Source organism: Nocardia sp. 149-1B (assembly GCF_057747975.1).
The window spans coordinates 3,280,441-3,300,335 of record NZ_CM173233.1; the positions used below are offsets into that span (position 1 = coordinate 3,280,441).

The following is a 19,895-nucleotide window of genomic DNA, read 5'->3' on the forward strand; positions in this document are numbered from 1 at the left end:
GAGGAGGGCCGGACGGATCCGCGTCGAGGCCGGTGTCGCTCCTCCTTCTGGCTGATTCGTCGCTCGTTCTCCAGACTGGTACGTCGGGGCTCGCTGGTCCCTAGGCTGGGACCGTGGTCACGGACCGGCGCTCCCTGTGGCGCGAGCCCCGCCCGGTCGACGCCCCGCCAGTCGGGCGGCTCGACTGGCTGCTCGTCGCCGGGTTCGAGGTCGCCGCGCTCGTCGAGGCCGTCGTCCGGCCGGACGTGACCTGGCGGCTCTTCGTCACCGTGCTGGCCGTGGCCATGGTGCCCGCGCTGCTCTGGCGGCGCAGCCGGCCCCTGGTCGCCGCGCTCGTCGGCTTCGGAGCCGCCGGGCTCCTCTCGGTCCTCCAGCTGGCCGCGGACACCGGCGAGCTCGGCCTCTACTCGATGATGGCTGTCGTCATCCTGCTGTACTCGCTGGTGCGGTGGGGCTCGGGCCTGGAGGTCGTCCTGGGCATGTCGTTCGTGGCCGTCGTGGTCGCGCTCGGGATGTACGTCACCTTCGCGGGCTGGAGCGACGTCTTCGGTGGAGGCGTCTTCCTGCTGCTGTTCGTCGCCCTCGGCGCTGTCTTCCGCTACCGGGCCGACGTCTGGCGCCGCACGCAGCTCGAGGTCCGCAACCAGGAGCGGGTGGCGATCGCACGCGAGCTGCACGACATCGTGGCCCACCACGTCTCGGCCATCGCGGTGCAGGCCCAGGCTGGTGGGGTGGTCGCCGGCACCCGGCCCGAGAAGGCGGCCGAGGTCCTCGCTGCGATCCAGTCGGAGGCGTCGCTGACGCTGGCGGAGATGCGGTCCATGGTGCGGGTCCTGCGGGAGGAGGGGCCGGCCACCTACACCCCGCAGCCGGGCGTCGCGGACCTGCCTGCCCTGGCACGAGACGAGGCCATCCCGACCGTCGAGGTGACGCTCACCGGACCACTGTCCCGGCTGGCGCGTCCCGTGGACGCCGCGGTCTACCGGCTCGCGCAGGAGGCCCTGACCAACGCCGTACGGCACGCACCGGGCGTGACGCGGATCGGGATCGCGGTGTGCCGGGAGGGCGATGCCGTGCGGCTGCGGGTCGTCGACGATGGGCGGACCGCGCCGGGCGCGGTCGCCGAGCCCGGGTTCGGACTGCAGGGCATGGCCGAGCGCGCCCAGCTCCTGGGCGGTTCGCTCACCGCGGGCCCCCGCCCCGACGGCGGCTGGATGGTCGAGGCCGTGCTGCCGGTGGAGGCACCGGCATGACCATCCGTGTGGTCGTCGCCGACGACCAGGACCTGGTCCGGACCGGGCTGGTGATGATCCTCGACGCGCAGCCCGACCTCGAGGTCGTGGGCGAGGCAGGCGACGGGCTCACGGCCCTCGACCTGGCGACCCGGCTGCGGCCCGACGTCCTCCTCGTCGACATCCGGATGCCTGGCCTCGACGGCGTCGAGGTGACCCGGCGTCTGGCCGGGCCCGGTGTGGCGGACCCGATGGCGGTCGTCGTCATCACCACCTTCGACCTCGACGAGTACGTCCTCGGCGCCCTGCGCGCCGGCGCCCGCGGCTTCCTGCTCAAGGACGCCGGGCCGGACCTCCTCGTGCAGGCCATCCACGCCGCGGCCCACGGGGACGCGCTGATCGCTCCCAACGTCACCCGCCGCCTCTTGTCGACCTTCGCCGACCAGACGCCGGCCCTGCCGGTCCAGCCGATCGACCCGCTCACCGAGCGCGAGGAGCAGGTGTTGGCCCTGGTCGCGCGGGGCCGGACCAACGCGGAGATCGCCTCCGAGCTGTTCATCGGCCTGAGCACGGTGAAGACCCACGTCGCCTCGTTGCTGACCAAGCTCGGCGCACGCAACCGGGTGGAGATCGCCATGTGGGCCTACGACACCCGACGGGTGTGAGTCTCGGGCCTCATCGCGTGGCCGCGGCCCGAACGCGACCTGGTGGCGCACGTGCGAGAGGCCCTCACAGTCAGACTGTGAGGGCCTCTCGGACTTGTAGCGGGGGCAGGATTTGAACCTGCGACCTCTGGGTTATGAGCCCAGCGAGCTACCGAGCTGCTCCACCCCGCGTCGGTGAACACAACCTTACAGACCGGTGCGGGAGCGGCCAAATCGGGTCAGCCCGTGGGCGACGCCGAGGGTGAGCTGGACGGCGAAGTGGTCGCCGACGGCGAGCCCGAGGGTTGCGCCGTCGAGTCACGCTTCTCGGCCAGCCTCATCGCGGCGGCCACCTTGGACTGCGCGAGCTTCACCTGAGCCTGGTACTCCGCCAGGTCCTGGTTGGCGAGCGCCTGGTCCGCGGCGTCGAAGGCCTTCTGCGCCTGATCGAGCAGCGCTCGGATCTGGGCCGACACGGTCCCGGTCCCCGGTGTGCCGGAGTTGTCGGGGGTGCCCGGATTGTCCGAGCCGCCCGAGTTGTCGGGGGTGCTGCTGTCGACGTCGAGCAGGTCCGCGAGGGCGTCGCGCAGGGTCGAGCCGTACCCGATGTTGTCGCCGTACTTCACCAGCACGTAGCGCAGGATCGGGAAGCTCGAGTCCGAGAGGGCCCGGGTGGCGTAGACGGGCTGGACGTACATCAGCCCGTCGTTGATCGGCAGCGTCAGGAGGTTGCCGTAGACCGGTCGGGCCCCGCTGCGGTTGAACTGCGCCAGCTCGTTGGCGATCCCCGGGTCGGCAGCGAACGCGTTCGCGACCTGCGCCGGGCCCGGCGTCTGCTCGTTGGGGAGCTGGAGCACCTCCATCTGCCCGTACTGATCGCTGGTGGCGTCGGCGTTGACCGACACGAACGACGCGAGGTTGTTCTGCGCCCGCGCACCGGTGTTGTTGTATGGCACGTAGACCGAGGTCAGCGAGAACACCTGGTTGTCCCCGCCGGAGCTGTCGGCGAAGAGCCGGTACGGCGGCTGGAACTTGCCCTTGGCGTAGGGGTCCTCGGGCACCTGCCAGCGGTTGTTGCCCTGGTAGAAGTCGACCGGCTTGTCCACGTGGTAGCGGGCGAACTGGTAGCGCTGCACCTGGAAGAAGTCCTCGGGGTAGCGCAGGTGCTGGAGCAGGTCGTCGGGGATGTCCGCCTTGTCCTTGACCGTGCCGGGGAAGGCCGCCCGCCACGCCTGCAGCATGGGGTCGGTCTCGTCCCAGGCGTACAGCGTGACCTGGCCGGTGTAGGCGTCCACGGTGGCCTTCACCGCGTTGCGCATGTAGTTGATCTCGTCGGTGGGGAGCGTGCGCAGACCGGTCTCGTCCTGGAGAGAGTCGTCGGTCATCGTCTTGAACGACTCCTTCTGCGACAGCGGGTACCGGTCGGTCGTGGTGTAGCCGTCGACGATCCACAGGACCCGCCCCCCGACCACGGCCGGGTAGGGGTCGCTGTCCACCGTCAACCACGGCGCGGCCTTCTCCACCCGGTCACGCGGGTTGCGGTTGAACAGGATCTTGCTGTTCTCGTTCACCCGGCCCGACAGCAGGAAGTTCGGCTCGCCGTACTTCGTCGCGAACATCAGCTGGTTGAACAGCCCCCCGACGCTTGCGTCGCCCTTGCCGTCGTACGTCGTGGTGGAGCCCTTGTCCTCACCACCGGTCGAAAGGTTGAGCTCGATGTCGGGGTCGCTCGTCTTGGCCTTGCCGACCACGGAGTACTCCGGGCTCTGCTCGCCGTAGTAGATACGGTCCTCGAAGCCACCGGTCGCCCGGCTCAGGCCGTCCTGGCCGGTGTTGGTGCCCTGCGCCCACACGATGCCGGCCTGGTCGCCGCTGTTGTCGGCGTTGTCGATCTGGGTCTGGTTGTCCTCGCCACGCTGGTTGGCGTACGCCGCGATGATGCCGTTGCCGTGGGTGTAGGTGGTGTGCAGGTTGGACCAGTTGCGGTCGCCGTTCGGCACGCCGGACTGGTCGAGCTCGCGCACGCCGAGCACCAGCGCCCGGTCGATGCCGTCGATCTTGTAGCGGTCGACGTCGAGGACCTGCGCCACCGAGTAGTAGGCGCGGACCTGCTGGGTCTGCTCGAAGGCGTCGCGCACCAGCTGCGGGTCGATCAGCGGTACCGAGGACATCTCGTTCTCGACGGTGGTCCGCGAGGAGGCCGGCAGCGAGTTGGCCGGGTCGAACTCCTTCACCTGCACGTCGGCGATGTCATAGGCCTGGCGGGTCGCCTCGATGTTCTTCTGGATGTACGACGCCTCCTTGTCGGCCTCGGTGGGCTTGACCTGGAACTGCTGCACGATGCCCGGCCAGATCAGGCCCAGCAGCACGGCCGACACGGCCAGCAGCGCCAGGCCGACGGAGGGCAGCAGCCAGGTGCGGCGCCACACGTTGACGAAGAACAGCACCGCGCAGATCACCGAGATGCCGAGCAGGATGTTCTTCGCCGGCAAGACGGCGTGGTCGTCGGTGTAGGTCATGCCGGTGACGAGCCCGCCGCCCTGGGTGACCAGGTCGAAGCGGTCCAGCCAGTAGTCGGCGGCCTTGGCGAGCACGAAGAAGCCCAGTAGCACCGAGATCTGCGCCTGAGCGGCGCCGGAGAGCCGGTCGCGGGGCGTCTGCAGCCGGATCCCGCCGTACAGGTAGTGGACGACCGCGCCGGCGATCAGCGCGACGACCAGCACCGCCATCGCGTAGTCGACCAGGTAGTGCAGCCACGGCAGGGAGAAGACGTAGAAGCCGATGTCCTTGTGGAAGTAGGCGTCCTCGCTGCCGAAGGACACCCCGTGGCGCCACAGCATGTAGTCGCGCCACTCACCGATCGCGGAGCTGCCGGCGAACGCGCCCATCAGCAGCGCCACCCCGACGAGCAGCCAGGTGCGGATCGGGTTGACCGCGTCGCGGTAGCGGTCCAGCCCGTTCTGCTCCGGGGAGTTGGGCCGGAAGAAGGGCCGGAACCGGTAGGCCAGGTAGATGTTCGCGCCGACCACGAGCGCCATGCCCGCGCCGAAGACGAGGAACAGCACGGTCTTGGTCCAGAACAAGGTGCTGAAGACCTTGCCGTAGCCCGCCGACTGGTACCACAGCCGGTCGGTGTAGATGCCGGCGAACGTGCTCAGGCCCAGGAACGCGACCACCAGCACGACCGCGGTGATGATCAGCGCACGCGAGCGCCGCGACCCGGACCGCGCCGGGGGGCCGACGTCGCGGGGGTCCTCGTCGAACAGCTCGCTCATCTCAGCTTCTCTCCCTCGTGCCCGGACAGGTCCCCGGGCTCCTCCAGCGTTGCCCCGAGCAACTGCAGCAGCCCCGGCACCAGGTCGGAGCCACCCACGACGGACTGGTCGTCGTCGTGCGCACGCAGTCGCAATGCACAGTACGTCGCGCCGGCGCGCGTGACGCCGGCGACGATGCGGACGTCCTGCCGGTCGGGGTGCTCCCGGGCGAACCGCTCGGCCGAGGCCGGGTCGGCCGGGATCAGCGGGTCGGCGTCCGGAGGCAGCACCAGCCGCTCGACGACGGCCGCGCAGCCGGTGACCTCGGGCGGCCAGAGGACCGACTCGAGGGCGATCTCGAAGGGCAGGTCGGGCGGCAGCTGGTCCTGCTCGATCGGGGTGAGCGACCCGTGGGCCGACGAGGCGTCCAGGCCCATGGCGGCCGCCAGCGCCGGCTCCCGCTCGACCAGCGCGGCCGTGTCGACGAGCGCGTAGAGCCGCGCGGGCTGGTCCCACCCGTCGGCGGCGATGTGACCCTCGATCTCCAGCACGGCCGAGGCCAGGGCCGGGTCGGCGTCGAGGTCCGCGGTCAGCTCCTCGCTGAGCTCCGGGCTCAGGTCGGGGTCGAACTCCGTCACTCGTCCTTCTCCTCGCAGCTCGGCAGATCAGCGTCGTGGTCCTTCACCCAGGCGGTGATCGCCAACCGGGCGTCGTGCATGGTGTCGGCGCGCACGAGACGCATGTCGCCGTGGGGCGCGCCGAGCGCCTCGGCGCAGTTGTCGGGCGGCACCATGAACAGCTGGGCGCCGGCGTCGCGGGCGCCCACGATCTTCTGCTGGATCCCGCCGATCGGGCCGACGTTGCCGGCCGCGTCCATCGTGCCGGTGCCGGCCACCGTGGCCCCACCGGTGAGCGACCCGGGGGTCAGCGTGTCGTAGATGCCGAGCGAGAACATCAGTCCGGCGCTGGGGCCACCGATGCTCGGGTCGATGCCGATGTCGACCTTGACCGGCAGGTCCTTCTTGGTCTGGGTGCCGACCTGGATGCCGATCTGCGGCTTGCCGTCGACGACCTTCGGCGTGATCGACAGCTCGCGGCGCTGTCCGTCGCGGCGTACGGCGAGCCGCACGGGCTGGCCCTCCTGGAGGCTGCCGACGGTGTCGACGACGTCGTTCCCGGTGCTGACAGCCTTGCCGTCCACGCTCAGCAGCACGTCGCCGGTCTCGAGGACCCCGTCGGCGGGCGTGCCCTTGGCCACCCCGGCCACGACGGCCTCGGTGACGTCGTAGCCCAGCTCCTCCAGCGCCACCGCGGTGGCGGCGTCCTGGGAGCTGGTCATCTCCTGGGCGCCCTGCTGGCGGTTCTGCTCGACGGTCTCGCCGCGCTGGTAGACGGCGTCGTAGGGATAGACGGCGTCCTCGTCGCTGAACCAGTCGCGCATCAGCTCGAAGAGGTTGTTGCTGCCCTTCGGCTCGGGCTGGGAGACGTAGACCGTGGTCATCCGCAGCTGGCCCGGGTCGCGGTAGACCTGGTGTCCGGTGACCTCGATGATCTCCTTGCCGTCGGCGTTGGTCCCGAGCACGTCGACGGTCAGGCCGGGCTCGTAGGTGACGAACGGCAGCGGCTTGAGCACCGCGGTCAACCAGAGCCCGATCAGCAGCGGCACGGCAAGGAGACCGGCCACGGTGCGCTGCGTCATGGCGCCAAGAGTGTCAGATCAGGTGAAGGCGACGGTCAGGAGACCCGGCGCGAGGGCCGCACGGCGACCCCGGTGGAGCGGTCGCGGGTCGGCGGCGTGACGGCGTACCCGGGCGCCCGGCGCGGGGTGCCGTCGGGCTCGAGCACCGCAGCGAGACGGCGTACGGCGACCTCGCGGTCGACCTCGCCACGCCCCTCGCGTCCGGCCCAGGCCACCCAGAGCATCGCCATCACCGTGACGACGATCGACGGCACCAGCCAGAGCAGGATCTCCACAGAGAGAGGTTAGGCCCGAGCCTCAGGCAAACCCGCGCGACTCGCGGCAGGCGGATCCTTCACCGTTCACGTCGGGATCGCCGAGTCGGGCTCTTCTGCTATGGGTGTCGGTGGCCACCGTGGGCTCGTCGCCGGGCGCTCGCGGGACGTCATACGGACGGTGTCCTCCTGTGTGTCCTCCTGCTCCATCCGTATGACGTCCCGGGGTGACCACAGGTCGGCGTCCTCCCGACAGGCGCCTGGCGGAGGACGGACACTGGCGCCACCGGGAGGACACCGACCCGCCCGCACTTCCAGCAGGAGAGCCCTAGTCGGCTCCTACCCCGTTCGCCGCACCGAGCGGCTTACGGGGTGCCCACCCATTCCTCGGTGCCGTCACCGAACCGCTGGTGCTTCCAGATCGGCACCTCGGCCTTGAGCGTGTCGATCAGCGCGCGGGACGCGGCGAACGCATCGCCGCGGTGGGAGGCGGTGGTCGCGACGACGACCGCGATGTCGCCGATGTCGAGCGTGCCCGTGCGGTGGACGGCGGCGACCCCGTGCACGGCGTACTCCTCGGCGACGCGCTCGCACACCTCACGCAGCCGGTCCAGTGCGGTCGGGTGCGCCGAGTAGTCCAGACCGGTCACACCCTTCCCACCGTCGTGGTCGCGGACCCGGCCCACGAAGAGCGTCAGGCCACCGGAGGCGTCGTCGTCGAGCGCACCGACGACCTCGGCGACGTCGAGGGGGGTCTCGCGCAGGTCCACGAGGCGTACGGCGGAGGTCACGTCGCGACCCTAGTACGCCACTCGGTGACCGGCACCCGCGTACCGTGGAGCCATGAACGACAAGCCGGGCGAGACGCCCGACGACGGCAGCGACCCGAGCCAGGACCCGGGCCAGAACCCGGGCCAGAACCCGGGCCAGAACCCGTTCAAGGGCACGCCGTTCGAACAGATCTTCAGCGCCTTCGGAGGCGCCGGCGGTGCCATGCCCGCGGGCATGCCCGACCTCGGCCAGATCTTCAGCCAGATCCAGTTCCTCATGCAGCCGCACGACGGCCCGGTCAACTGGGACCTCGCCCTCGACCTCGCCCGCAAGTCCGTCGCCCAGGAGCCCGACCCGACGCCGAGCCAGCGGCAGCGCGACGCGGTCGCCGACGCCGTACGCCTCGCGGACCACTGGCTCGACGACACCACGGCGTTCCCTTCTGGCGTCACCTCGACCGCGGCGTGGAGCCGCGCGGAGTGGATCGTCGGCACCACCGACGTCTGGAAGGTGCTCGTCGAGCCGATCGCGGAGTCCTCGGTCAACGCGCTCGGCGGCGCGCTCCCCGAGGAGGCCCGGGCGATGACCGGGCCGCTGCTCGGCATCCTCGGCCAGGCCGTCGGCGGCATGCTGGCGTCGCAGGTGGGCTCCGGCCTGGGCGCCCTGGCCGCGGAGGTGCTCAGCGTCTCCGACATCGGTCTCCCGCTCGCCGCACCCGGCAAGGCCGCGCTGGTGTCGACGAACATCAGCGCCTTCGCCGAGGGCCTCGACGTCACCGAGGACGACGTCCTGCTCTACCTCGCGCTGCGCGAGGCCGCCCACCAGCGCCTCTTCGCGCACGTCGGCTGGCTGCGCGACCACCTGATCGGCGCGGTCGCCGACTACGCCCGCGGCATCGAGATCAACACCGAGGGCATCCAGTCCCGCATCGAGGAGCAGATGCGCGGCGTCGACCCGACCAACCCCGAGTCGATGCAGGCGCTGCTCGACGGCGGCATGTTCGACCTCCCCCGCTCCCCCGCCCAGGAAGCCGCGCTCCAGCGCCTCGAGGTCACCCTCGCCCTGGTCGAGGGCTGGGTCGACGAGGTCGTCGGACAGGCGACGGCCGAGCGGATGCCCGCGGCCGGCAAGCTGCAGGAGGCGTTCCGGCGCCGCCGCGCGGCCGGCGGGCCTGCCGAGGAGACGTTCGCGAGCCTGGTGGGTCTCGAGCTGCGCCCGCGGCGCCTGCGCGACGCCTCCACCCTGTGGGGCTCGCTGCGCACTCGCCAGGGCGTCGAGGCGCGCGACGGGGTGTGGATGCACCCCGACCTGCTGCCGACCGCGGCCGACCTCGACGACCCGCTCGGCTTCCGTGAGGACGCCACCGCGCTCCCCGAGCTCAGCGACGAGGACTTCGACGCCGAGCTGAAGAAGCTGCTCGACTCCCCCGACGAGTGAGCCCGCTGCACGACGACGCGCTCGCGGCCCTCACCGGCTGGCGAGCGCCGAGCCCCGCCCAGGAGCGCTCGAGAGAGCGGTACGTCGCGCACCTGCGCGCCCATCCCGACGGGCTGGACCGGGCCTGCCGGCCCGACCACCTGACCGCGAGCACGCTGGTGCTCAGCGCGGACCGTGACGCCGTGCTCCTGACCCTGCACGCCAAGGCGCGGGAGTGGTTCCAGCTCGGTGGGCACTGCGAGCCCGGTGACGCCACGCTGGCTGGCGCAGCGCTGCGCGAGGCGACCGAGGAGTCCGGACTGACCGGCCTCGTGCTCGACCCGGTGCCGGTCCAGCTCAGCGAGCACGCCGTACCGTTCTGCGGGCCCGACGGGGACGTGCACCACCTCGATGTGCGCTTCGTCGCGCTCGCTCCCGCCGGGACCGCCCACGCGGTGAGCGAGGAGTCGCTCGACGTCCGCTGGTGGCCGTTCGACGCGCTCCCGGACCCCGAGCCGGACCTGGTGGAGCTGGTCGAGCTGGCACTGGCGCGCGTCCGTGGCTCGGGTGGTTTCGAGGCTCGTCGCTAGCGCTCCTCGCACCTCAACCACCGACTGCGAGCCGACCCCGGTGGTTGAGGTGCGAGCGGAGCGAGCGTCTCAACCACTGACAGCGAGCCGACCCCGGTGGTTGAGGTGCGAGCGGAGCGAGCCTCGAAACCACCCTGCTAGTGGTCGATCTCCTCACCGGGGGGCGGCTCGAGCCGGGCGGCCGTCGACCAGCCGACCAGGTAGCCCTTGGCGCGCTCGGCGCGCGGGTAGCGGTCGACCCACGCCCAGAACCCCTCGTCGTGACCGGGCTCGATCAGGTGGGCGAGCTCGTGCACCAGCACGTAGTCGACCACCCAGGACGGCATCCCCTGCAGCCGGACCGAGAGCCGGATCGTCCGGTCACCCGGTGTGCAGGAGCCCCACCGCGACTGCTGGTTGTCGACCCACCGCACCGACTCGGGCGTCGCGAGGCCGCCGAGGTAGCGGTCGTTGAGGTCCCGGGCACGGCGCATCAGGTCACCGTCGCTGGGGCGCCGCCGCCGCTCGGAGCGCTCCAGGCGGGAGAGCATCTTCTCGACCCACTCCGCCTCCTCACGCCGCGACAGCGAGGCGGGGATCATCACGATCACCCGCTCCCCGTCGCGGTAGGCCGAGACGGTGCGACGCCGCCGCTTGGAGCGGCGCACCTCCACGTCGGGACGGTCCATGGGCGAAACCTACTTCGTCGCCCAGTCCAGCAGCCGCTCCCGCGGCCACGTGTTGACGATCCGCTCGGCGCCGATGCCCGCCGCCTCGGCACGCTCACAGCCATAGACCTGGAAGTCGAGCTGTCCGGGCGCGTGGGCGTCGCTGTCGATCGAGAACACGCACCCCAGGTCACGGGCCAGCTCGAGCAGCGCCGTCGGGGGGTCGCGGCGCTCGGGACGGGAGTTGATCTCCACGGCGACGTCGTGCTCGGCGCACGCCTCGAACACGGCTCGCGCGTCGAACCGCGAACCGGGGCGGGTGCCGCGGTTGCCGGTCACCAGCCGGCCGGTGCAGTGGCCGAGCACGTTGGTGCGGGGGTTGCGGATCGCTCCGATCATCCGGCGCGTCATGTCGTCGGGATCCATCTTGAGCTTGGAGTGCACGCTGGCGACCCGTACGTCGAGCTGCGCCAGCAGGTCGTCGTCCTGGTCGAGCGCCCCGTCGTCGAGGATGTCCACCTCGATGCCCTTGAGCAGCGTGAAGTGACCCTCACCCGCGGAGGCGAGGTGCCGATTGACCGCCTCGACCACCCCGAGCTGGCGGCTCAGCCGCTCCGGGCTCAGCCCGTGGGCGATCGTGAGGCGCGGTGAGTGGTCGGTGAGCACGAGGTAGTCGTGACCGAGCTCGATGGCGGTGAACGCCATCTCCTCGATCGGCGAGCCGCCGTCGGACCAGTCCGAGTGGGAGTGCAGGTCACCCCGCAGGGCGCTGCGCAGGCCCGCGCCGCCGGCGGTCAGGTCGCCGCCGTGCTCACGCTCCAACTCGGCCAGCCGTGCCGGCATCACGCCGCGCACCGCGTCGGCGATCACGCGAGCCGTGCTCGCGCCCACGCCCGGCAGGGCGGTCAGGCTGCCCTCGTCGACCGCCGCGACCACCTGCTCGTGCGACAGCGGCAGGATCGCGGCAGCTGCCCCGCGGAACGCCTTGACCTTGTAGCTGTCCTCGCGCCCACGCTCGAGCAGGAAGGCGATCCGGCGCAGCGCCGCGACCGGCCCGCCGTCGTACGGAGCACCCGCTGCAGCCTCCGACACGCCGTCGACCTCCCGATTCCTGGTCTCCGGGGGCGCACTTTCTTTCGTCCACACCCGGTGGAGACCCATCCTCCCAGGTCAGCGGCGCGCGCGTCCCGGTGCAACGCCGCCTGTCCACAGGTGGATCCCGGACGGATGCCGGCTCCTCCACCGCCCCAGGCGTCTCTCCACAGCTTTATCCACAGCGTTGTCCACAGGGGTGCGGGCGCTCGCGTTGACCGGGCCGGCCCCGGGCTCCTAGCGTGTCCGCAGATGAGGCCCTCGGCCGCTGACCGACGTTCGCAAGGGGAAGGCAAACGTCACGACGCAGTCGAGGGCCTCCTCACGTTCTCCGTCGAGTCACCGACCGGTGAAGACCGGCGCGCGCTTCTCCTGCGCGGCCCGGATGCCCTCCTGGAGGTCGGCGGTCGCCAGCGTGATCGGCTGCGCCATCGCCTCCCACTGCAGGCAGCTCTCGAAGTCCGCGTGACCACCGTCGGCCAGGGCGAGCTTGGTGAGCCGGCTCGCGATCGGCGCGGTGGCGGCGATCCCCTCCGCGGTGGCGAGCACCTCCTCGAGGAACGTCTCCGGCGCGATCACGCGGGACACCATGCCCAGGCGCAGCGCCTCGTCCGCGTCGACGACGCGGCCGGTGAGCAGCAGGTCCCGGGCGTGGGCCTCCCCCACCACGTTGGGGAGCAGGTAGGTGCCGGCCATGCCGGCGTGCATCCCCAGCTTGACGAACGGTGCGCCGAGCCGGGCGCCCGTTGCGGCGTACCGCAGGTCGCACGCCAGCGCCAGGCAGAGGCCGGCGCCGATCGCCGGCCCGTTGACCGCGGCGATGGTCGGGACCTCCAGGCGGCGGATCGCGAGCCAGGCCCGGTAGAACGCGATCATCCGGGTCCGCAGGTGGTCGACGGTCGCGTCCGGCTCGCTGGCGATCCAGGAGGTGTTGCCGCCCGAGCAGAACGCTGAGCCGGCTCCGGTGACGACGACCACGCGCACCGACCGGTCGGCGGCGAGCTCGTCGATCGCGGCGACCCAGGACGCGGTCATCGCATCCGACATCGCGTTGCGCTGGTCGGCGTTGTCGAGGGTGAGGACCGCGACGCCGTCGGTGGGGCGTTCGAGGCGCAGGTGCGTGAGTTCGAGGGCTGCAGACATGGGCTCAAGGTACTGACCGGCGGCGCGCCGCGCCGTGACCCGATTCACCGCGTACGGTGCGCCTGATGCGCAATGTGCCCGCTCGTGTCGTAGGGTCTGAGTCGGTTCGGCGGCACCCGCTGCCGAACTTCCGACGGGTCTTCCCCTCTGCCCCGTCGCGACGACCAGTTATACATAGGCAAGGAGGCCGTCATGGCGGAGACCTGGAGCGGCGAGTTCTACTGCGTGAAGTGCAAGGAGAAGCGTGAGGCCGAGGGCGAGGTGAAGGTGAACGACAAGGGCACCCGGATGGCCAAGGCCGTCTGCCCCGTCTGTGGCACCAACCTCAACCGCATCCTCGGCAAGGCCTGACGCGACACGTTCGCGCGTAGCGCCCCGATGATCTGACAACGGCGGCGTCGAACCGGTCCCGCGACCGGTTTGGCGTCGCCGTTGCCGTCTCCCCGGGCGCCCACGCTCCACCCGTGGAGAGCCGGCCCTGAAGACAGGGCCCGTGAAGACAGGGCCTGTGGAGAGGACGCGGCGAGCCGCTCCCCGGTGGGTAGACCCCGGTCATGACCCTCCTGCGTCCCGGACTCCATGTCGTCCGCCGTGACGACCGGCACCTCCAAGTCGGCGTCGACCCGCCCTGGCGGCTCGTGGTCCCCGACCAGCCCGACGTCCGTCGCCTGCTCGAGGACCTGACGGCGGGCCGGAGGCCGGCGCCGGACACCCCGCAGGCCCACCGGGTCCTGCACGCCCTGGCGCGCGCCGGCATGCTCGTTGAGCCCGCGCCCGGCACCGGTACGCCGCCGGCGGTCGCCGTCCACGGCAGCGGGCCGCTGGCCGCCGAGGCCGTGCGCGTGCTGCGGGTCGCCGGCTCTCCGGTGACCGACTCCGCCGACGTGGCGCTGCTGGTGGCCGACGGCGAGCCACCCCGCACGGACGTCGACGACCAGGTGCGTGCCGGACGAGCCCACCTCGTGGTCGGCGGGACGGCCTACGGCTACACCGTGGGGCCGTTCGTCGTCCCGGGCATGACCGCGTGCCTGCGCTGCGTGGATGCCCACCGGGGCGAGGACGATCCGCGCCGCGCGGTGGTGGTCGAGCAGCTCGACGGCCGGCCCGGCGGACCGGAAGACCCCGTCCTGCGCTCGCTGGCCGCGGCCTGGGCGGTGCACGACGTGCTGACCTACCTCGCCGGCGGCCGGCCGGCGACCTGGTCGGCCACGGTCTCGCTCGGAACCGATCTCGACCCGATCCGCCGCCCCTGGGCCCGACACCCGCACTGTGGCTGCTCCTGGGCCGAGGGGCTCACGGGGTGAGCCAGCGGGCACCGGGCACCCAGATCACCACCACTCGCTGTCGAGCTTGCCCTCCATCGCCCGCAGGTTGGCCCGCGAGCACTCGTCGCAGAACACCCGCCTGCGGCCGTTCTCGACGGCGGTCGTCCAGGTGAGCGTCTTGGCCTCGTCCGCCTCCTGGCGTCCGCAGAAGTCGCACGTCATCACTCCGCCAGGCTAGTGCGGGACCCGGCTCCGGACGTGCGAGAGCCGGATACGACGCACGTCGTACCCGGCTCTCGTTCTCAGTCACCCGCGATCAGGTGAGGTGGGTGTGGTCCTACAGCGCGCGGGCGAGGGCGAGACGAGCCTGCTGCGCTGCCTGCTCGGCCTTGCGGCTGAGTCGGCGGGCACGGCCGAGCTGGTGGCCGCGCCGGAGCTGCTGCGCCTCTCCCAGGCGCTCGGTCATTTGCGCTCGGGCCAGATTTTCGTGGAGAAGATTCATCTTCGTGGTTCCGTTCGGGTCAGTGGTCTGGGTGGTCTTCATCGAAGGTCGGACTTTCGTGTTCGGGTGGCGCGCTCAGAGCGTGCGGGCGAGGGCGAGACGGGCCTGCTGAGCGAGCTCCTCGGCCTTGCGGCCGGTTCGGAGCACGCGGGCCAGCTGGCGGCCCTGTCGACACTGCTGCGCCTCACCCAGACGAGCGCTGAGGTGCGCGCGTACCAGGGTTTCGTGGCTCGGGATCATGGTGGGTTCCTTGACGTCGTTGTCGAGTACGGGATCGGTGGTGCTCGGGCGGGTGGTCATGAAGCGGACCGCCCGGTCAGGCGGCGGCTTCGTTCTTGCGGGGACGCCCGCGGGGCCTCTTGCGGGGAATCACCACTCCTTGCAGGAACAGCTGTCCTCCCCAGACTCCCCAGGGCTCACGGCGTTCGAGTGCTCCGTCGAGGCACAGCGTGCGGACCGGGCAGTCCTGGCACAGGGCCTTGGCGAACTCCACGTCGTTGGGCGACTCGGCGAACCAGAGCTCGGGGTTGTTCGCCCGGCACGGGAGCATCTCGTCGTCGATCTGGACAGCCTGGTCGTGCAGCTGGCCCAGGCTGACCTCGGCAGCCTCGTCGGTGCGGACGAGTTCACTGATGGTCATGTTTCACCTCCTTCATCTGACCTGATCGCGGTGGGTGTGTGCGGTGCGGGTCCTTCGGGAAAACAAGAAGGCCGCGGATCCCGGGGTTCGGGTTCCGCGGCCTGGAGGCTGCCGATGACTGTTGGGTGTCAACAGGTCGGTGGTCTCCAGGCAGAGGTCCCCGGGAAGTAGGACTGAGCAAGACCCTTGTCGGTCTTCACGCCCGTGGTGCTGCCGACGACGACCCGGCGCTCGCGCACGACGAGCGTGGCGGCGGCGGTGCAGGAGTCGGTGGCACGCGTGGTCGCGCCGAAGAAGGCGTGGCCGGAAATGGGCATGACGAAGCGAGACGGGGTCTGAGCCGCCTTCTGGTTCTTGATGCTGTTCACGAGGCCACCTCCTTCGGTGCATTGGGCGCCGACCGTGCCAGGGTCGAGTGCGCGTTCCGGTTGTTCCTGCGGAAACTTATCGTCTCCGGCATGTAATGGGCAAACGATTTAGTGGGTATTTCTCGAAATTTCTCGCGGACGGGCCTCCGGCTCGGTGGGCGGCGGTGTCCCGGGACGTCAGACGGACCGAGCAGGGGGCGTACGACGTACGGCGTCCGGGGCCGGTCAGCCGACCACCGTGAGCACGTCCTCGCCGTAGCGCTCGAGCTTGGACCGACCGATGCCGTTGATGCGCAGCAGCGCCTCGGGCGTGCGCGGCTTGTGCTCGGCGATGAGCTGCAGGGTCGCGTCGGTGAACACCACGAACGCCGGCACGCTCTCCTCCCCCGCGCGCTCGCGACGCCACTCCCGCAGGCGCTCGAAGAGCTCCTCGTCGTAGGACGCCGGACAGTCGGTGCACCGCCCGCGCTTGAGCTCCTGGCCGGTCGCGAGCGGACGGCCGCACTCGCGGCAGTTGGCGACCTTGCGGCTGCGCGGCCGGTCGTGCGTCGCGCGGGCGTCGTCGGGCAGCAGCGGGTCGAGGAACCGAGAGGGCTTGCGGGAGGCGCGGCCGCCCGGGTTGCGCGACAGCGCCCAGGACAGCGCCAGGTCGAGACGGGCACGGGTCATGCCGACGTAGAGCAGCCGGCGCTCCTCCTCGACCGCGGCCGGGGTGTCGGCATAGGTGATCGGGAGCGTGCCGTCCTGGAGGCCGCAGAGGAACACCGAGTCCCACTCCAGGCCCTTCGCGGCGTGGAACGTCGCGAGCGTCACGCCGTCGGCGACGGGAGCGTGCTGCTCGGACGCGCGCCGGTCGAGATGGTCGACGAAGGCGTTCAGCCCCACCGGCCCGTCGGCGGTGGTGGACTCGGCCGCGAACTGAGCGGCCTGGTCGACCAGCGCCTGCCAGGACTCCCAGCGATCGCGGGTCTGGCCGCGCGTCGTCGGCGCCTCGGCGCTCCAGCCCATGCCGGCCAGGATGGCGCGCACGACCTCGACCCAGTCGCCGTCGGTGGCGCTCGCCTCGGCCTCGCCCGACCGGGCCGCGCCGCGCAGCCGGGTGACCGCCTCACGGACCTCGGGACGGTCGAAGAACCGGGCGGCGCCGCGCACGACGTAGGGGATGCCGCGCGCCGCCATGGCCTCCTCGAACGCCTCGGACTGGGCGTTGATGCGGAACAGCACGGCGACCTCACCGAGCGAGCGCCCGGCGTCGCGCAGGCGCAGGATCTGGGCGGCCACCGCCTCGGCCTCGGCGACCTCGTCGGAGCGTGGGGTGTAGGAGACCGGCGGGCCCGAGGGTCGCTGGGCGCGCAGCTCGACCCCGGCGCTGGACGACCCGGCGAGCAGGGAGTTGGCAGCCGCGACGACCTCGGGGGTGGAGCGGTAGTTGCGGACCAGCTCGATGGAGGTGGTGCCGGGGTGTCGCGCGGGGAAGTCACGCAGGTAGGCGGCGTTGGCGCCGGCGAAGGAGTAGATCGTCTGCGCGGGGTCGCCGACCACGCACAGCTCGTCGCGGCCGCCGAGCCACAGGTCGAGGAGTGCCGACTGGATCGGGGAGACGTCTTGGAACTCGTCGACGACGAACCACTTGTACTGCCGGCGCACCTGCGCGGCCACCCGCTCGTCCTCGGCGAGCATCCCGGCGGTGAGCAGCAGGACGTCCTCCATGTCCATGCGTCCCTGGCCGCGCTTGACCTCCTCGTAGCTGCCGAAGACCCGGCCGACGGTGTCGTGGTCGTGACCCGCGACGCTGCGCCCGCGCTGGGCCGCGACGGCCGGGTAGTCGTCAGGGTGGACGTTGCTGACCTTGGCCCACTCGATCTCGGAGGCGAGGTCGCGCAGCAGCGCCTGGTCGGCGCTGAGCCGCTGCCGACGCGCGGCGGTGGCGAGCAGCCCGATCTTGGACTCGATCAGCGTGGGCAGCTCGGTGCCGTAGACGCCCGGCCAGAAGTAGCGCAGCTGGCGCAGCGCGGCGGAGTGGAACGTCCGGGCCTGGACCGGTCCGGCACCGAGCGTGCGGAGACGGCCGCGCATCTCGCCGGCCGCCCGCGTCGTGAACGTCACGGCGAGCACCTCGGTCGGCGCGTAGACGCCGGTCGCCACGCCGTACGCGATGCGGTGGGTGATCGCCCGGGTCTTGCCGGTGCCCGCTCCGGCGAGCACCCGGACCGGCCCACGCAGCGCCTCCGCCACCTGGCGCTGCTCGGGATCGAGCGCGGTCAGCAGGTCGGCGGCGGTGGCCATGCGGGGGAACATCTCCTGGAGGGCGGTGGTTGGATCGGGTGCAGGTCAAACCCTAGACGTCGGAGGCGACAGTCCCAGATGAGCAGCTCGTTCACCATGTACACGACCCCCTGGTGCGGCTACTGCCACCGTCTCAAGAGCCAGCTGGACCGTGAGGGCATCACCTACGACGTCGTCGACATCGAGCAGCACCCCGAGGCCGCGAAGATCGTGGAGTCGGCGAACGACGGCAACCAGACCGTCCCGACCCTCGTCTACGCCGACGGCACCGCCCAGACCAACCCCTCGCTGATCCAGGTCAAGGACAAGATCGCCGCTCTGGCCTCGTAAGCCGCAGCCGACGCGCCTACCGCAACCACACCGTCGGACGACCGACCCAAGAGCGATCCCGCGGCCGGCGTGGCGGGGCGGAGCCCCGACACGCCAGACGCGGTCACCAGTGACCGGGGAGCGACCCGCCGTACCAGTGCTCGACGAGCGAGCGGCTGATCGAGACCCCGCTCGGCAGCACGAGGGTGCCCGCCTCGGCGAGCTCCTTCATCTCGGCCCGGGTGAACCAGCGGGCGTCCTCGATCTCGCGCTCGTCCACCTGGATCTCGGTGGTCAGGGCGCGGCCGACGAAGCCCACCATCAGGCTCGCGGGCAGCGGCCAGGGTTGGTTGCCGAAGTACTCGACCTCGCCCACCTCGACACCGACCTCCTCGTGCACCTCCCGGCGTACGGCGTCCTCGAGCGTCTCGCCCGGCTCGCAGAAGCCGGCCAGGGTGGAGTAGCGCCCCGCCGGCCAGACCGCCTGCCGGCCGAGCAGGCAGCGCTCGTCCTCGGCCCCGGGCTCTCCCGAGGTGACGACCATGATCACGGCGGGGTCGGTGCGCGGGAAGTGCGTGTGCCCGTTCGGGCAGACCAGCTCGTGGCCGGCGGACCGGGGCGAGAGCGGCTCGCCGCACCGCGGGCAGAAGCGGGTGACGAACAGCCACTCGGCCAGGCCCAGGGCATGCAGCACGAGGGCCGCGTCGCCCGCGCCGTCGGCCAGGTGGGGCAGCAGTCCGCGCAGCGGGGTCCACTCCTCCGGATCGTCCGCGGCTGCCAGCGCGGGGTCGGCCACGACGGCGAACCAGGCGCGCCCGTCGTACTCCCCCAGCAGCACCCGCAACCCGTCCGGGGCCTCCGCGGGCGAGACCCACGGGATCTGCCCGTCGCGGGGCCGGACCCGGGTGCCGGCGACCACGAGCACCCGGGTCGCCGGGTCCGCCCACCTGGCGTCGAGCCACTCCTCGTCGCTGCGGTGCAGCGCGGTCCGGTCGTGGGGGTTGGCCGAGAGCCGCTCGTGCGGATACGTCACTCAGGGGAGGTTAGCTCTAGCGTTGATCCACGTGAGTACCCACATCGGCGCCCAGGCCGGCGACATCGCTCCCCTCGTCCTCATGCCCGGCGACCCGCTGCGTGCGCGCTGGATCGCGGACACGTTCCTCGAGGACGTCCGGTGCTACACCGAGGTGCGCGGGATGTACGGCTTCACGGGCACCTGGCAGGGCCACCGGGTCTCGGTCCAGGGCTCCGGCATGGGCCAACCTTCGATGTCGATCTACGTCAACGAGCTCTTCAGCGAGTACGACGTGCAGTCGGTGATCCGGGTCGGCTCGTGTGGTGCGTTGAGCGAGCGGCTCGCGGTCCGCGACGTCGTGATCGCCTCGGGTGCGTGCACGGACTCCGCGATGAACCGGATCCGGTTCGAGGGCCTCGACTACGCCCCGGTGGCGGACTTCGGCCTGCTCCGTGCCGCCCACGACGCCGCGACCACCCAGGCGGCCGGCGAGGGTGTGCACGTCGGGCTGATCTTCAGCAGCGACTCGTTCTACCCGGCCCGTCCCGAGCTGGCCGCCCGGATGGCCGACTACGGCGTGCTCGCGATCGAGATGGAGGCCAGCGCGCTCTACACCCTCGCCGCCAAGCACGGCCGGCGGGCGCTGACGATCTGCACGGTCAGCGACCACATCCTCACCGGTGAGGAGACCACCGCCCAGGAGCGGGAGCAGACCTTCGGCACCATGGTCGAGATCGCCCTCGCCGCCGGCACCGCTGCGGAGTAATC

At 71.5% G+C, this 19,895-nt stretch carries 22 protein-coding genes, 1 tRNA gene and 1 pseudogene; 8 read left to right on the forward strand and 16 right to left on the reverse strand.

Going from position 1 to position 19,895, the window contains the following annotated elements; all coding sequences use genetic code 11:
• Positions 1–113: 113 nt before the first annotated feature.
• Complete coding sequence (locus AC3ANS_RS15670) at positions 114–1,253, forward strand: sensor histidine kinase (protein ID WP_488292511.1); 1,140 nt, start codon at positions 114–116, stop codon at positions 1,251–1,253.
• Positions 1,250–1,897, forward strand: coding sequence for a response regulator (locus AC3ANS_RS15675; protein ID WP_488292512.1), 648 nt, complete (start codon positions 1,250–1,252; stop codon positions 1,895–1,897). The genes AC3ANS_RS15670 and AC3ANS_RS15675 overlap by 4 nt, the downstream gene beginning before the upstream one ends.
• Before the next feature lie 97 nt (positions 1,898–1,994).
• Here the strand turns inward: AC3ANS_RS15675 and AC3ANS_RS15680 are convergent.
• From AC3ANS_RS15680 to AC3ANS_RS15705, 6 genes are all read right to left on the reverse strand, one after another.
• Positions 1,995–2,068, reverse strand: a tRNA-Met gene (locus tag AC3ANS_RS15680).
• Between the two features lie 47 nt (positions 2,069–2,115).
• Entirely contained in the window at positions 2,116–5,151 is a 3,036-nt protein-coding gene (locus AC3ANS_RS15685; protein WP_488292513.1) for a UPF0182 family membrane protein, read from the reverse strand.
• Entirely contained in the window at positions 5,148–5,768 is a 621-nt protein-coding gene (locus AC3ANS_RS15690; protein WP_488292514.1) for a PPA1309 family protein, read from the reverse strand. Before AC3ANS_RS15690 ends, AC3ANS_RS15685 begins: the two co-directional genes overlap by 4 nt.
• Positions 5,765–6,829 carry a YlbL family protein gene (locus tag AC3ANS_RS15695; protein WP_488292515.1) on the reverse strand — a complete coding sequence of 355 codons (1,065 nt, stop codon included), beginning with the start codon at positions 6,827–6,829 and terminating at the stop codon, positions 5,765–5,767. Before AC3ANS_RS15695 ends, AC3ANS_RS15690 begins: the two co-directional genes overlap by 4 nt.
• A gap of 35 nt (positions 6,830–6,864) precedes the next feature.
• A complete protein-coding gene (locus AC3ANS_RS15700) occupies positions 6,865–7,104 on the reverse strand; it encodes a hypothetical protein (protein ID WP_488292516.1) in 240 nt (79 codons plus the stop codon).
• Between the two features lie 344 nt (positions 7,105–7,448).
• Positions 7,449–7,874 carry a molybdenum cofactor biosynthesis protein MoaE gene (locus AC3ANS_RS15705; protein WP_488292517.1) on the reverse strand — a complete coding sequence of 142 codons (426 nt, stop codon included), beginning with the start codon at positions 7,872–7,874 and terminating at the stop codon, positions 7,449–7,451.
• Between the two features lie 52 nt (positions 7,875–7,926).
• Here AC3ANS_RS15705 and AC3ANS_RS15710 point away from each other — a divergent pair, with 52 nt between their 5' ends.
• Together AC3ANS_RS15710 and AC3ANS_RS15715 are read left to right on the forward strand one after the other, a co-directional pair.
• The gene (locus AC3ANS_RS15710) at positions 7,927–9,291 is read left to right on the forward strand and encodes a zinc-dependent metalloprotease (protein ID WP_488292518.1); all 1,365 of its coding nucleotides are present in this window, start codon (positions 7,927–7,929) and stop codon (positions 9,289–9,291) included.
• Positions 9,288–9,860 carry an NUDIX hydrolase gene (locus AC3ANS_RS15715; protein ID WP_488292519.1) on the forward strand — a complete coding sequence of 191 codons (573 nt, stop codon included), beginning with the start codon at positions 9,288–9,290 and terminating at the stop codon, positions 9,858–9,860. The genes AC3ANS_RS15710 and AC3ANS_RS15715 overlap by 4 nt, the downstream gene beginning before the upstream one ends.
• A gap of 137 nt (positions 9,861–9,997) precedes the next feature.
• Here AC3ANS_RS15715 and AC3ANS_RS15720 read toward each other — a convergent pair whose 3' ends face one another.
• The 3 genes from AC3ANS_RS15720 to AC3ANS_RS15730 all read right to left on the reverse strand — a co-directional run bounded on the left by AC3ANS_RS15720 (position 9,998) and on the right by AC3ANS_RS15730 (position 12,742).
• Positions 9,998–10,528: a M48 metallopeptidase family protein gene (locus AC3ANS_RS15720; RefSeq protein WP_488292520.1), complete on the reverse strand. Its 531-nt coding sequence runs from the start codon at positions 10,526–10,528 to the stop codon at positions 9,998–10,000.
• A 9-nt stretch (positions 10,529–10,537) separates the two neighbouring features.
• Positions 10,538–11,599, reverse strand: coding sequence for a PHP domain-containing protein (locus tag AC3ANS_RS15725; protein WP_488292521.1), 1,062 nt, complete (start codon positions 11,597–11,599; stop codon positions 10,538–10,540).
• 339 nt (positions 11,600–11,938) lie between these two features.
• On the reverse strand, positions 11,939–12,742 hold the full coding sequence (locus tag AC3ANS_RS15730) for an enoyl-CoA hydratase/isomerase family protein (RefSeq protein ID WP_488292522.1): 804 nt from the start codon (positions 12,740–12,742) through the stop codon (positions 11,939–11,941).
• A gap of 192 nt (positions 12,743–12,934) precedes the next feature.
• Here AC3ANS_RS15730 and AC3ANS_RS15735 point away from each other — a divergent pair, with 192 nt between their 5' ends.
• A complete protein-coding gene (locus AC3ANS_RS15735; RefSeq protein ID WP_011754982.1) occupies positions 12,935–13,093 on the forward strand; it encodes a DUF5679 domain-containing protein in 159 nt (52 codons plus the stop codon).
• Between the two features lie 203 nt (positions 13,094–13,296).
• Positions 13,297–14,046 (forward strand): hypothetical protein, encoded by a 750-nt coding sequence (locus AC3ANS_RS15740; RefSeq protein WP_488292523.1) that lies wholly within the window; start codon positions 13,297–13,299, stop codon positions 14,044–14,046.
• A 24-nt stretch (positions 14,047–14,070) separates the two neighbouring features.
• On the opposite strand, the gene AC3ANS_RS15745 is transcribed toward AC3ANS_RS15740, so the two are convergent.
• From AC3ANS_RS15745 to AC3ANS_RS15770, 6 genes and pseudogenes are all read right to left on the reverse strand, one after another.
• Positions 14,071–14,232, reverse strand: a complete 162-nt coding sequence (locus tag AC3ANS_RS15745) for a hypothetical protein (RefSeq protein ID WP_488292524.1) — start codon at positions 14,230–14,232, stop codon at positions 14,071–14,073.
• A gap of 112 nt (positions 14,233–14,344) precedes the next feature.
• Positions 14,345–14,566: pseudogene (locus AC3ANS_RS15750) on the reverse strand (hypothetical protein); the annotation flags it as partial.
• A gap of 18 nt (positions 14,567–14,584) precedes the next feature.
• Positions 14,585–14,809: a hypothetical protein gene (locus AC3ANS_RS15755; protein ID WP_488292525.1), complete on the reverse strand. Its 225-nt coding sequence runs from the start codon at positions 14,807–14,809 to the stop codon at positions 14,585–14,587.
• Positions 14,810–14,825: 16 nt separating this feature from the next.
• Positions 14,826–15,059 carry a WhiB family transcriptional regulator gene (locus tag AC3ANS_RS15760; RefSeq protein ID WP_488296508.1) on the reverse strand — a complete coding sequence of 78 codons (234 nt, stop codon included), beginning with the start codon at positions 15,057–15,059 and terminating at the stop codon, positions 14,826–14,828.
• 218 nt (positions 15,060–15,277) lie between these two features.
• Positions 15,278–15,517 (reverse strand): hypothetical protein, encoded by a 240-nt coding sequence (locus AC3ANS_RS15765; protein WP_488292526.1) that lies wholly within the window; start codon positions 15,515–15,517, stop codon positions 15,278–15,280.
• Positions 15,518–15,742: 225 nt separating this feature from the next.
• On the reverse strand, positions 15,743–17,803 hold the full coding sequence (locus tag AC3ANS_RS15770) for an ATP-dependent DNA helicase UvrD2 (protein WP_488292527.1): 2,061 nt from the start codon (positions 17,801–17,803) through the stop codon (positions 15,743–15,745).
• Between the two features lie 78 nt (positions 17,804–17,881).
• Here AC3ANS_RS15770 and AC3ANS_RS15775 point away from each other — a divergent pair, with 78 nt between their 5' ends.
• Positions 17,882–18,133 (forward strand): mycoredoxin, encoded by a 252-nt coding sequence (locus AC3ANS_RS15775; protein ID WP_488292528.1) that lies wholly within the window; start codon positions 17,882–17,884, stop codon positions 18,131–18,133.
• Between the two features lie 103 nt (positions 18,134–18,236).
• Here the strand turns inward: AC3ANS_RS15775 and nudC are convergent, their stop codons facing one another.
• Entirely contained in the window at positions 18,237–19,145 is a 909-nt protein-coding gene (gene nudC / locus AC3ANS_RS15780; RefSeq protein WP_488292529.1) for an NAD(+) diphosphatase, read from the reverse strand.
• 31 nt (positions 19,146–19,176) lie between these two features.
• Here nudC and deoD point away from each other — a divergent pair, with 31 nt between their 5' ends.
• A complete protein-coding gene (gene deoD / locus AC3ANS_RS15785) occupies positions 19,177–19,893 on the forward strand; it encodes a purine-nucleoside phosphorylase (protein WP_488292530.1) in 717 nt (238 codons plus the stop codon).
• The last annotated feature ends 2 nt before the right edge of the window (positions 19,894–19,895 follow it).